Genomic DNA, 13,260 nt, shown 5'->3' with positions numbered 1-13,260 from the left:
ACAGGAGGTGTTGTGAAAATGGCGGTTATCTCCATGAAACAGCTGCTTGAGGCTGGGGTTCACTTTGGTCACCAGACACGTCGTTGGAACCCTAAAATGGATCGTTATATTTTCACAGAAAGAAACGGTATCTACATCATTGACCTGCAAAAAACGGTCAAGAAAGTCGAGGAAGCGTACAACTTTGTTCGCTCGATCGCAGAAGAAGGCGGCAGCATCCTGTTTGTCGGCACGAAGAAACAAGCACAGGACTCCGTTAAAGAAGAAGCTGAGCGTTGCGGCAACTTCTACATTAACCAGCGTTGGCTCGGTGGCACACTGACCAACTACCAGACGATCCAAAAGCGTATCGACCGTCTGAAGCAGCTGGAAAAGTGGGAAGAGGACGGCACGTTTGAAGTGCTTCCTAAGAAAGAAGTTATCATTCTCCGCAAAGAGAAAGAGCGTCTGGACAAATTCCTGGGCGGTATCAAAGGCATGAGAGGCCTGCCAAGCGCGCTGTTCATTATCGACCCGCGTAAAGAGCGCATCGCCGTTGCCGAAGCCCGCAAACTGGGTATCCCTATCGTAGGTATCGTTGATACGAACTGCGATCCGGACGAAATCGATTATGTCATCCCGGGCAATGACGACGCGATCCGCGCTGTTAAATTGCTGACTTCGAAGATGGCAGACGCGATTGTAGAAGCCAACCAAGGCGAGCAAACGACTGCATAGTCGAATTCAATGAGGGTAACCTCTTTATACAGCACAATGAAGAGAAGGGTGGTCAGAAGGTGTATAACCTCTCACCGCCCTTTTTTTGGAAACTAGATGTTTTAAACCTAGCTACATATTCTACTCATTTACAGGAGGGTTTTTCTAATGGCAGTTAGTGCTAGTGCGGTAAAAGAATTGCGTGAAAGAACAGGCGCGGGAATGCTGGATTGCAAAAAAGCGCTGGACGAAACAGGCGGCGATATTCAAAAAGCAGCTGAATTGTTGAGAGAAAAAGGTTTGTCCGCTGCAGCTAACAAAGCTGGTCGGGTGGCTACAGAAGGTTTGGTTGAGTCTTATATCCATGGCGGCGGCCGTGTAGGCGTGCTGGTCGAAGTGAACTGTGAGACTGACTTCGTAGCAAAAACCGATCAATTCCGTGCTTTCGTGAAGGACATCGCGATGCAAATCGCTGCTGTCAATCCGAAGTTTGTACGTCGTGAAGAAGTGCCTGCTGAAGAACTCGAGAAAGAGCGCGAGATTCTGAAAGCTCAAGCACTGAACGAAGGCAAACCTGCGCATATCGTAGACAAAATGGTCGACGGCCGCATCAGCAAGTATTATGAAGAAAACTGTCTGATGGAGCAAGCCTTCATCAAAGACCCTGATAAAACGATCTCCACGCTGTTGAATGAAAAAATCAGCACGATCGGTGAGAACATCTCGATTCGTCGCTTTGCTCGCTTCGAGCTGGGTGAAGGTCTGGAGAAAAAACAAGATAACTTCGTTGAAGAAGTTATGTCACAAGCAAAACTGTAAACCGAACGCAATTGGCGGGGCGGCTCGTCCGCCCCGCCAACTTATTATGCGCTGAGCAAGGTGCAAGATGGAGGTTATAGCGTGGAACAGCCCGTATACAAACGTATTGTGTTAAAAGTGAGCGGTGAATCACTGTCTGGCCAGAATGGCTATGGCATCGAGGCCAATATGATTGCTTCGATCGCGGAACAGGTAAAAGAAGTCGTGGACATGAACGTGGAAGTCGCGATTGTTGTCGGCGGCGGAAACATCTGGCGCGGCATTGCTGGAACTGCAAAGGGGATCGATCGTGCAACAGCCGACTATATGGGTATGCTCGCTACGGTGATGAATTCTCTTGCTCTACAGGATGCCTTGGAGCAGATTGATGTACCTACCCGTGTGCAGACTTCGATTGCCATGCAGCAGATTGCTGAGCCCTATATCAGAAGACGGGCCATCCGTCATTTGGAGAAGGGCCGGGTTGTTATCTTTGCTGCCGGTACAGGTAATCCTTTCTTCTCGACAGACACGACTGCTGCGCTGCGCGCGGCAGAGATTGAGGCGGAGGTCATCCTGATGGCCAAGAACAAGGTGAACGGCGTGTATTCCGCTGACCCGTTCAAGGATGAAACGGCCGAATTGTTCGAGCAATTGACATACCTGGACGTTCTCAACCGCAATCTGGGCGTAATGGACTCGACATCAACCTCTCTCTGTATGGATAATAACATTCCGCTAGTCGTATTCTCGATCACCGAGAGCGGCAATATCAAGCGTGTCGTGCTTGGGGAAAAGATCGGCACCATTGTAAAAGGGAGCGTGAACTAATATGCCACAGTCGATTAAATCGAATGCAGAAGAGAGAATGGACAAAGCCATTGGGTCGTTAAAGCGCGAGCTGGCTACACTCCGTGCAGGGCGCGCAACGCCTGCTCTTCTCGATCGGGTGCAGGTTGAATATTATGGAACCATGACCCCGGTTAACCAACTGGCTAATGTGAATACGCCGGATGCCAGAACGCTCTTGATCCAGCCGTGGGACAAAACCTCGCTGGGAGCAATCGAAAAGGCGATTCAAAAATCAGACCTGGGTTTGACGCCATCCAATGACGGCAGCATCATTCGTCTCAGCATCCCCATGCTGACGGAAGAACGTCGGGCAGATCTAGTCAAGACCATGAGAAAAATCGGCGAAGAATCCAAAGTGGCGATCCGCAATATCCGCCGCGATGCCAATGACGATATTAAGAAGCTGGAAAAATCGGAGATTTCTGAGGATGAGTCGCGTGGACATCAGGCAGACATCCAAAAATCGACCGACCACTTCGTTGCGGAAGTTGACAAACTGCTGGCTGCCAAAGAGAAAGAAATCATGGAAGTGTAATACTTGTACCGCCCGCCCCTCCGACAGGTGGGGTTTGTTGTAATTTTAAGCGTATAGCCCGCTTAATGTGTGGGTTCACAAGGTAATGGTCTCACGTCCCAGTGGGGAGGAAAGAAACATGATGGAACGAGTGAAGAGCTGGTTTGTCAAACCTGCCAAACCCGTAGAAGCTGCTCTCAAAGCGGACAATGTGCCTCAGCATGTGGCAATTATAATGGATGGCAACGGGCGCTGGGCGAAGGAGCGTGGACTCCCTCGGATGGCGGGGCACCACTCCGGCATGAAAGCCGTCAAACGGATTACCATGGCTGCGGACCGGCTGGGGATCCGGTATCTGACGTTGTATGCCTTCTCGACAGAGAACTGGAAGCGTCCCAAAGCGGAAGTGGATTTTCTGATGAAGCTGCCGCAAGAATTCCTATCCATCGAGTTGGATGATTTGATTAAAAATAATGTGCAAGTCAAGATGATGGGCTATCGGGAGAGCTTGCCAGATTACACCTTGGACGCCGTGGAAGAAGCCATCACAAAAACCGCTGAAAATACAGGACTTGTCCTTAATTTTGCCCTTAATTACGGGAGCCGCAAAGAAATGGTTGATGCCATGCGCCAGGTTGCGGCTGACGTCCGGGATGGCCGTCTTGATCCCGAGGCCATAGATGAATCTGACATTGGCAGCCGCCTGCTTTCTAGTGATTTGCCTGATCCGGATTTGCTGATCCGCACCAGTGGTGAATTAAGAATCAGCAATTTTATGCTATGGCAGCTGGCGTACAGCGAGCTGTGGTTTACCGATGTATATTGGCCGGAGTTCACGGACGAGCATTTTTACGACGCGATTCGAGAATACCAGCGGCGCGCCCGCCGATATGGGGGCGTATAAGCCTTATTGGAGTGAACTGAACGTTGAAACAACGAATCATGACAGGCGTCATCGCCGGCGCCTTGTTTGTCGGATTTGCCCTGCTCGGCGGCTGGGCTTATACAGGAATGATCGTGCTGCTGGCCGTGATTGGTTATGCGGAGTTCACTCGGATGATCGGGTATTCCTGGCATCATCCGGCTTCGCTGATTGGCTGTGCCGGATTGTTGCTGCTGGTATTTCCTTGGGCCCAAGTCGGATGGCAGGGGCCGGACCCGCTGCTTACGCTGTGGCTGCTGATGTTCATATTGCTCAGCGTCACGGTCGTTACCCGCAACCGAATAGCTATTGACCAGGCAGCCTTGTTATTGCTTGGGAGCTTATACATAGGGCTGGGTTTCTCTGCTATGATTACAGTAAGATGGATCGAGCCGCATGGCCTGTTTTACACCGCTCTCGCTTTTGGCTGTATTTGGGCTTCCGATATCGGTGCGTATTTCACTGGACGAGCTATCGGCAAGCACAAGCTATGGCCGGCGATCAGTCCCAATAAAACGATTGAAGGTGCAATCGGTGGCATCCTGCTGGCTGTTCTGGTTGCGCTGGTATGTTCATTGCTGGCTCCAGAATGGATCGGCATGGGCAGGGCGTTGGTGATCGGTTTGGTTGCCGCGGTAGCCGGACAGTTTGGTGATCTGATTCAATCGGCCTACAAGCGAGTGAAGGGAATCAAGGATACAGGAAATGTGCTGCCGGGTCACGGCGGCGTATTGGACCGGTGCGACAGCTGGATTATTGTCTTTCCGATCCTGACGCTGACAGGCTTGTTGTAGCGCTATCGACAAGACCGAGCAAAAGTAGACATAGGGGGCACTATGAAGAACATTACGATCTTGGGATCCACAGGCTCCATCGGCACCCAAACATTGGACGTGATTGCCAGTCACCCGGAATTGTTCCAGGTCGATGCGCTGGCAGCCGGCTCTAATGTGGAGCTGCTGGTAGAGCAAGCCAACCGCTTTCGCCCGCGTGCTGTGTCACTGGCCTCCAAGGAAGCTGCAGAGCAAGCCGCTCCCATGCTCCCTTCCGGTACAAAGGTGCTCTATGGCGAGGAATCGTTAATTGAGCTGGCAGCTGACTCCGCTTCCGATTATGTCGTAACCGCGCTGGTGGGAAGTCGTGGGCTGCGGTCGACGCTGGCTGCTATTGAAGCAGGCAAGACAATCGGACTGGCCAACAAAGAAACGCTGGTTACCGCTGGTCATCTGGTTATGAAGCTGGCGTCCGATCGAGGCGTCCGCATTCTTCCAGTTGATAGTGAGCATTCGGCAATCTTTCAATGTCTGAATGGCGAGTCGCTCAAAACCGTTAATAAGCTGGTCATCACCGCTTCCGGCGGATCGTTTCGGGATCGTACTCGTAGCGAGCTGGAGGGCGTTACTGTCGAGCAAGCGCTGAGTCACCCGAATTGGTCGATGGGAGCGAAGATCACGATTGACTCGGCTACTATGGTGAACAAAGGGCTAGAAGTTATCGAAGCTCATTGGCTATTCGATATGCCGTACGACCAAATCGATGTGATTATTCACCCGGAGAGTATTATCCACTCCTACGTTGAATTTGCAGATTACAGCATTATTGCACAAATGGGATGGCCGGATATGCGCGTGCCCATTCAATATGCGCTGACCTATCCTGAGCGGGTGGCGACTCCGACGAAGCCTTTTAACCTGGCTGAGCTTGGCAAACTTCATTTTCGAGAGATGGACTATGAGCGCTTCCCATGCTTACGCATGGCGTTCGAATGCGGCAGAGCTGGCGGATCTGCGCCTACTGTGTTCAATGCAGCCAACGAAGTAGCTGTTGCGCGGTTCTTGGACGGCCAGATTACGTTTTTGGATATTGAGCGCACAATTGAGATTGTGCTGGACCGCCATGAGGCGCAACAGCTGCCTGATCTGGAAGCCATTGAAGAGACGGATCGCTGGGCAAGACGCATCGCTGCCGACTGCATCTAATGGTTCTCTTGTAACCTTCAGGAGAATAATGATAATCTAGGTACAGGCCATTACGAACAGGAGGCTTTACAAGGTGGAAATGGTGCAGACCGTCCTATTGGTTGTGCTTGTGTTTTTTGTTATTGTGTCCATTCACGAATGGGGGCATTTCTTCTTCGCCAAGCGTGCGGGGATTCTCGTAAGGGAGTTTGCGATCGGCTTCGGACCGAAGCTGTTCTCCGTAAAGAAAGGCGAGACACGTTATACGCTCAGGCTTATTCCTGCCGGCGGTTTTGTCCGCATGGCTGGGGAAGATCCCGAGATCGTCGAAGTCCAGCCCGGCCAGACGATTGCCGTGCGTGTGGAGGGCGACCAGGTCACGCGTATTTATTTGGATCGCCTGGATGAGCGGACCAATGTTGTGCGCGGTGAAGTGGTCACCATAGATCTGGAGAAGGATCTAAAGGTTACATTGGATGTTGAGGGCGAAACCGAGTCGTATAAGGTACATCCGCAAGCCTTTATGATTAGTAAAGGCCGGGATACGCAGATTGCTCCGCTCGATCGTCAATTCGGCAGCAAAACGGTCGGTCAGCGTGCGCTTGCAATCTTTGCGGGTCCGTTCATGAACTTTGTGCTGGCTTTTGTGTTGTTCATGATCTATATCCAGATGTCAGGAATTCCTGTAGAGAATCCGGATAAGGTCATGATCGGCCAAATCGTCGAAGGCCGCCCGGCAGCAAGTGCCAACTTGCAAGTGGGCGACGAGATCCAGACAATTAATGGCGTTGCCATCGGCGGTAATTACCAAGAGATGATCCGAATGATCGGAGAGTCGGCCGACAAGCCAATGCAGTGGACGGTCATCCGTGAAGGGCAACCTGTCGAACTGGAGATTACACCGATGATGGATCCGGACGCGGGTGAGGGCAAGGTAGGCATTGCGCCGTCATTCCCGATGCGATCGGCTTCAGCCATCGAAACGGTAAAGTACGCAGGCAATGCCATGGTTAATATGACGGAGGTCATATTAGAGGGACTGAAGAAGCTGGTGCTGGGTGATTTCGTTCTCGATGATCTCGGCGGACCTGTTAGGACAGCTGAGGTTACCGGACAGATTGCGCAGCAAGGGATCACTCAGTTGATTTCGTGGACCGCAATTCTGAGTCTATACCTTGGCATATTCAATCTGTTGCCATTCCCCGCACTCGATGGCAGCCGGTTGATCTTCATCGGCTTCGAAGCCATCCGTGGACGTCCGGTTGATCCGAACCGCGAAAGTATGGTGCATTTCATCGGGTTTGCCATGTTGATGCTGCTCATGCTCGCGGTAACCTATAATGATATTTTGAGATTGGTCAGGGGATAGCATCGCTTTCCCCTGTCTTTTTACAGGCTGTTCTTGAAGTGCGACCTTCTTGAACGTGTACTGTTATTACAATGGTGGAGGTCCTTATGGCAAAAGACAAACAGTTTGTAACGGAAATTACCCCGCAAGGCGAGGATTTTTCCAGATGGTACATCGACGTCATTAAAAAAGCCGAGCTGATGGACTACTCGCCTGTCCGCGGCTGCATTGTGTTTCGTCCCGAGGGCTATGAGCTGTGGGAGAACATTCAACGCGAGCTGGACAGCCGTTTCAAGGAAACCGGACATCGCAATGCTTACTTTCCGATCTTCATTCCTGAGAGCTTCTTTCAGAAGGAAAAGGAACATGTCGAGGGATTTAATCCGGAACTGCCTTGGGTAACGGAAGCAGCAGGTGAGAAGCTTGAAGAGCGGCTGGCCATCCGGCCTACTTCAGAGACCATGTTCGGTCATATGTATGCCAAGTGGATCCAATCCTATCGAGACCTGCCTTTACTGATCAATCAGTGGGCGAACGTGGTCCGTTGGGAAAAGCGGACCCTGCCATTCTTGCGGACAAGCGAATTTCTGTGGCAGGAAGGCCATACCGCTCATGAGGATGAGAAGGACGCTCGTGCCGAGACCATGCAGATGCTGGAAATCTACCGTGATTTTGTAGAGGGCTTCCTGGCGATCCCGGTCATTGTGGGACAAAAGACGCCGTCGGAGCGCTTTGCAGGTGCAGTGGATACGTTCTCCATCGAAGCGATGATGAAGGATGGTAAAGCCGTACAAGCGGGAACGTCTCATTACCTTGGAACCAAGTTCGCCGTTGCGTTTGACATCAAGTTCCTGGACCGCGAGAACAATCTGCAGCATGCACATACCACCTCGTGGGGCGTCAGCACGCGTCTGATCGGTGCGATGATTATGGTGCATGGCGATGACCGTGGACTCGCTCTCCCGCCAAAAGTGGCGCCAACCCAAGCGGTCATGATTCCCATTGGTCCAGCCAAGACGAGGGATGCAGTCATTGCGAGAGTGGACGAGCTGTATGCTGAACTCAAAAAAGCTGGCGTACGCGTACGTGTCGACGACCGCTCGGATGTATCGCCGGGCTGGAAATTCAACGAGTACGAAATGCGCGGCATTCCGCTGCGGATTGAACTCGGACCACGTGATATGGAGAATGGTCAAATTGTGCTTGTCTCGCGCATCAGCGGGGAGAAGCGCATTATTGCCCAAGATCAACTGGTCGAGGAAGTCGGCCGGATGCTGGAACAGATCCATCAGGAAATGTTCGAGCGGGCATTGAACTTCCGGGAAGAGAATTTCAAAGCGGTCGATACGCTCGACGAAATGAAGACCTTCATGGAAGCGAAGCGGGGCTTCGTAGAAGCCGGCTGGTGTGGGTCGGACGCTTGCGAACGTCAAGTCAAGGAAGAGACGGGCGCCACAAGCCGCAACATTCCATTCGAACCGCGTCAGCGCAAGAGCACTTGCCTGGTCTGCGGCGATGCAGCGACAGACACTGTCGTCTTCGCCAGGGCTTATTAAGTAAAAGTCTCTTTTGCACAACCTTACGGAAGTGGAGAGGAGAGGGAGGCTGGAGAAGCGGAGCGTTCGCCTTTGTCCACGAATTTCACCCGCTAATGCGGCTTAAATCATGAAATACGTGGACAACAGCGATCGGAAGTCCCCTCTCCTCGCAGCGTCCTATAGTAGGTTGTCTCTTAAGAGACATTTAAGGGGGGAATGAACATTTCACAAGCAAAGCGTCAACGGTTTGTGCTGCTCATGCAACAGGCCGGGCTGACGGAGGCGTTCATCGAAACCTATTTCAAGGACGGCCAGATTGAGCAAGTGCTGGTCAGTCCCAATAACCGCCAGTGGACGTTTTGCCTAAGCAAAACGTCCTTGGTGCCTCCAGAGGCTTGGTCAGGCTTTACACAAAAGGTAAAAGACAAGTTCAGTCACATTGCGGACACCCGATTTGTCATGCAATTTGACGATGCCATTGCGACTGGAGACATCATGGCCGAGTATTGGCCATTTTTCGTACAGTGGGCACAGCAGGAGCTCCCATCCGTAAATGGCTGGCTCGGCAAAGCGGATACGACCAGCGAGGGTGATTTGTTGACTGTGACGCTTCAGAACGAGACCGCTCTGGAGATGGCCCGCAAGAAAAAGCTGGACGAGGAAGCCGTACGGTTTTTCGAACGGCATTTTAGCCGTTCCGGCCGCTTAAAGATGGTTGTGGGGGAGCGCAAGACTGAGGACCAGGAGCTGTTCCGACAGCGGTTGGAGCAGGAAGAGCGAGACATTATCGAGCAGATGATGGCAGCTGGCCCAGAAGAAGAAATGCCGCAAGAGGACGAAGGCGATGTCCGCCTGGTGGTCGGTTACGATATCAAGGAACCACCTGTACCGATCATGCAGGTCATTGAAGAAGAGAAGAAAATTACGGTGCAAGGAACTGTCTTTGGCCTTGACCGCAAGGAGCTGCGCAACGGCAGTACCTTGTTCACCTTTAACTTGACCGACTTCTCTGATTCGATCGCGATGAAGATGTTTGCCAAAACGAAGGAAGACGTCAAAGTATTGAGCCAGCTTGCCAACGGCAAATGGGTCAAGGCGCGCGGACGTGTGGAATACGATCGGTTTATGCAGGAGCCTGAGCTGGTGATGATGCCTAACGACCTTCATGAAGTGAAGGCACCCGCCGAGCGCATGGACAAGTCCGAGCACAAACGGGTGGAGTTCCATCTGCACACGACGATGAGCACCATGGATGCAGTCACGCCGATTGACGCCTATGTAAAAACCGCGGCGCGCTGGGGGCATCCCGCTATTGCGGTGACCGATCACAGCAATGTGCAGTGTTATCCTGACGCCGTTAAGGCCGCAAAAAAGCATGGCGTCAAGGTGCTGTTCGGGGTAGAAGCCAACGTGGTAAACGATGCCGTCCCTATGGTGCTTGAGCCACGCGAGGAATCGCTGGAGAGTGCTGTCTATGTCGTCTTTGATATCGAGACAACGGGTTTATCTGTTATCAATAACCGGATCATAGAGCTGGCCGGCGTGAAGATGCAGGATGGCAAGGAGATTGACCGGTTTTCAACCTTTATTAATCCGCATGAGAAGATCCCATATCATATCCAGCAGTTGACTAATATCAATGACGATATGGTAAAGGACGCGCCGGAGCTTGAGCCGATGCTGCGGGAGTTTATCACATTTATTGGGGATGCTGTGCTGGTTGCTCATAACGCGCGGTTTGATATTGGGTTCCTGCAGGCCTCTTGCAAAAATCTGGGCCTTCCGGAGATCGCCAATCCTGTGCTGGATACGCTGGAGCTGGCGCGATTCCTGCATCCATCTATGAAAAACCACCGACTCAATACGTTATCGGACAAGTACAAGATCAGTCTGGATAATCATCACCGGGCGGTTGACGACTCCGTAGCGCTCGGCGGTGTGTTGTACGGTCTGATTAAGGATGCATCGGAACGGAATATTACCGGACTGCATCAGCTCAATGATTATGTGGGTTTGGATCTTTCCAACGCCAGACCGTTTCATTGCTTGATTTTTGCCTTGAATGCAGCGGGCAAGAAGAACTTGTTCAAATTAATTTCCTTATCCCATACAGAGCATTTCAAACGGGTCGCTACCATTCCAAAGAGCAAGCTTGTCAATATGCGGGAAGGGCTGCTGGTCATTTCCGGCTGTGAGAAAGGCGAGTTCTTTGAAACGGTATTGAACAAGTCGGTCGAAGAAGCCGAGGACGTGGCACGGTTTTATGATGTGCTGGAGATTCAGCCGATTACTTTTTACATGCATTTGGTGGACAAGGGCCTGGTTGGAAGCCGTGCCGAACTGGAGCAGGCGCTAAGACGTGTAGTGGAGATCGGGGAGAAGCTTGAGAAACCGGTCATTGCGACCGGCAATGTTCATTATCTGAACCCGAAGGACAAGATGTTCCGCGACATTACGATTCATGGCATTACTGGCTTCAGTCCGTTGAAAGATCAGAACAAGCCGGACGCCCATTTCCGTACCACCGATGAGATGCTGGCGGAGTTCGCGTTCCTCGGAGAGAAAAAGGCGTTTGAGGTTGTCGTGGAAAATACCTTGGCGCTGAACGAGCGCTTCGAACCGTTTGACATGTTCCCAAGCGAGCTATATACGCCGATTATCGAGGGAGCGGAGGAAGAAATCCGCAATACCTGCTATAATACAGCCAAATCGTTTTATGGCGAACCTCTGCCGGAAGTTGTGGTAGAGCGGTTGGAGAAAGAGCTCAAGCCCATTATCAATTACGGGTTCTCCGCCAACTACCTGATTTCTGAGCGGTTGGTTAAGAAATCCAATGAAGACGGGTATCTGGTTGGATCCAGGGGATCGGTTGGATCTTCTGTTGTCGCAACGTTTCTGGGGATCTCCGAAGTTAACCCGCTCCCCGCACACTATATGTGCCGCAACAGCGAGTGCAAGCATAGTGAATGGTTTCTCGATGGCAGCATCCCGAGTGGTTTCGATCTCCCGGACAAGCTGTGTCCCAAGTGCAACAAACCGATGAAGGGCGAGGGACAGGATATTCCCTTTGAGACCTTCCTTGGTTTCAAAGGCGATAAAGTTCCCGATATCGATCTCAATTTCTCGGGCGAATATCAGCCGCATGCGCATAACTATACGAAGGTGCTGTTCAGCGAGAAATGCGTATTTCGAGCAGGCACAATCGGTACCGTAGCCGAGAAAACGGCATATGGATTTGCGAAGAAATATGAAGAGCACCTCGATAAAAAATGGCGTGGCGCCGAGCTGAGCCGGCTGGCCAGCGGATGTACCGGCGTGAAACGCAGTACCGGTCAGCATCCAGGCGGTATTGTAGTTGTGCCCGACTATATGGAAGTTGAGGACATCACGCCAGTTCAGTATCCGGCCGACGATACCAGTGCCGAGTGGAAGACGACACATTTTGATTATCACGCCTTTGACGCGAATCTGCTCAAGCTTGATATCCTCGGCCACGATGACCCGACTATGATGCGGATGCTGCAGGATTTGACGGGCGTCGATCCAACAACGATTCCGATGAATGATCCTAAGGTCATGAGCCTCTTCAACTCGACAGACGCGCTTGGTGTTCTGCCTGAGCAGATCAAATCCCCGGTTGCGACGTACGGCGTGCCGGAGATGGGAACCAAGTTTGTCCGGCAGATGCTGGAAGAGACGCAGCCCTCAACCTTTGCCGACTTATTGCAAATCTCGGGTCTTTCCCATGGAACGGGCGTGTGGCTGGGCAATGCGCAAGAGCTGATCAAAAACAATACTTGTACGATTAAGACGGTTATTGGCTGTCGTGATGACATCATGCTCTACCTCATTTATAAAGCGGGCATGGATGCTTCGCTAGCCTTCAAAATTACGGAAAGCGTCCGTAAGGGTAAAGGCCTGACGCCGGAATGGATCGAAGAAATGAAGGCTTGCAAGGTGCCAAAATGGTACATCGATTCCTGTCTGAAGATCGAGTACATGTTCCCGAAGGCGCATGCCGCTGCTTATGTTATCTCAGCTGTGCGGACAGCCTTTTTCAAGCTGTATTATCCGATTGCTTTCTACGCGACTTATTTCTCGGTACGCGCAGAGGACTTTGACTTGGAACTGCTATGCCAAGGCTATGATGCCATTAAACGCAAGCTGATAGAGATTGAAGCAAAGGGCTTCCAGGCACTGCCCAAGGAAAAAGCAATGATCTCGATTCTGGAAATGGCGCTTGAAATGACGGCACGAGGCTTCTCCTTCAAACCGGTTGATCTGTACCAATCGGATGCCACTCGCTTCCTGGTTGACGGTGATTCATTAATTCCTCCATTCTCGGCTATTGGGGGAATCGGTGAGAATGCAGCCCGCAACATTGCAGGCGCGCGCGATCATGGCGAGTTCCTCTCCATAGAGGACTTCCAACAGAAGGCAAAAGTCGGCAAAACGATTGTTGAAGTGCTGGGGACGATGGGCTGCTTCCGCGGCTTGCCAGAGTCCAATCAACTGTCGTTGTTCTAAGGCAGACAAGGCCTGATCGCTTGCTCCTCTTGTCACTCTCCCATGATTATGGTATAATTTTTCTGGTAATCCTGATGATATCGGTATTCGCGCAAAGAGTGGGGCAA

The 13,260-nt window shown here is 51.7% G+C and carries 10 protein-coding genes; all 10 read left to right on the top strand.

The window, feature by feature from the left end; all coding sequences use genetic code 11:
- Positions 1-18: 18 nt before the first annotated feature.
- The 10 genes from rpsB (at position 19) to F556_RS0102170 (ending at position 13,153) form a co-directional block, all read left to right on the top strand.
- Positions 19-717 carry a 30S ribosomal protein S2 gene (gene rpsB / locus F556_RS0102215; RefSeq protein ID WP_020615255.1) on the top strand — a complete coding sequence of 233 codons (699 nt, stop codon included), beginning with the start codon at positions 19-21 and terminating at the stop codon, positions 715-717.
- 147 nt (positions 718-864) lie between these two features.
- Complete coding sequence (gene tsf / locus F556_RS0102210; RefSeq protein WP_020615254.1) at positions 865-1,515, top strand: translation elongation factor Ts; 651 nt, start codon at positions 865-867, stop codon at positions 1,513-1,515.
- An 81-nt stretch (positions 1,516-1,596) separates the two neighbouring features.
- A complete protein-coding gene (gene pyrH, locus F556_RS0102205) occupies positions 1,597-2,325 on the top strand; it encodes a UMP kinase (RefSeq protein WP_020615253.1) in 729 nt (242 codons plus the stop codon).
- Between the two features lies 1 nt (position 2,326).
- Positions 2,327-2,881, top strand: a complete 555-nt coding sequence (frr, locus tag F556_RS0102200; RefSeq protein WP_020615252.1) for a ribosome recycling factor — start codon at positions 2,327-2,329, stop codon at positions 2,879-2,881.
- A gap of 118 nt (positions 2,882-2,999) precedes the next feature.
- Entirely contained in the window at positions 3,000-3,764 is a 765-nt protein-coding gene (locus F556_RS0102195) for an undecaprenyl pyrophosphate synthase (protein WP_020615251.1), read from the top strand.
- A gap of 23 nt (positions 3,765-3,787) precedes the next feature.
- Positions 3,788-4,576: a phosphatidate cytidylyltransferase gene (locus F556_RS0102190; RefSeq protein WP_026297053.1), complete on the top strand. Its 789-nt coding sequence runs from the start codon at positions 3,788-3,790 to the stop codon at positions 4,574-4,576.
- Between the two features lie 42 nt (positions 4,577-4,618).
- Positions 4,619-5,761 (top strand): 1-deoxy-D-xylulose-5-phosphate reductoisomerase, encoded by a 1,143-nt coding sequence (locus F556_RS0102185; RefSeq protein ID WP_020615249.1) that lies wholly within the window; start codon positions 4,619-4,621, stop codon positions 5,759-5,761.
- A 73-nt stretch (positions 5,762-5,834) separates the two neighbouring features.
- Positions 5,835-7,109 (top strand): RIP metalloprotease RseP, encoded by a 1,275-nt coding sequence (rseP, locus tag F556_RS0102180; protein WP_020615248.1) that lies wholly within the window; start codon positions 5,835-5,837, stop codon positions 7,107-7,109.
- 86 nt (positions 7,110-7,195) lie between these two features.
- On the top strand, positions 7,196-8,644 hold the full coding sequence (proS, locus tag F556_RS0102175) for a proline--tRNA ligase (protein WP_020615247.1): 1,449 nt from the start codon (positions 7,196-7,198) through the stop codon (positions 8,642-8,644).
- Between the two features lie 198 nt (positions 8,645-8,842).
- Positions 8,843-13,153, top strand: coding sequence for a PolC-type DNA polymerase III (locus F556_RS0102170; protein WP_020615246.1), 4,311 nt, complete (start codon positions 8,843-8,845; stop codon positions 13,151-13,153).
- The last annotated feature ends 107 nt before the right edge of the window (positions 13,154-13,260 follow it).

Origin of the sequence: Paenibacillus daejeonensis DSM 15491, assembly GCF_000378385.1 — a bacterium.
Lineage (GTDB): Bacteria > Bacillota > Bacilli > Paenibacillales > Paenibacillaceae > Paenibacillus_D > Paenibacillus_D daejeonensis.
This window is presented reverse-complemented; position numbering and strand designations above follow the sequence as displayed.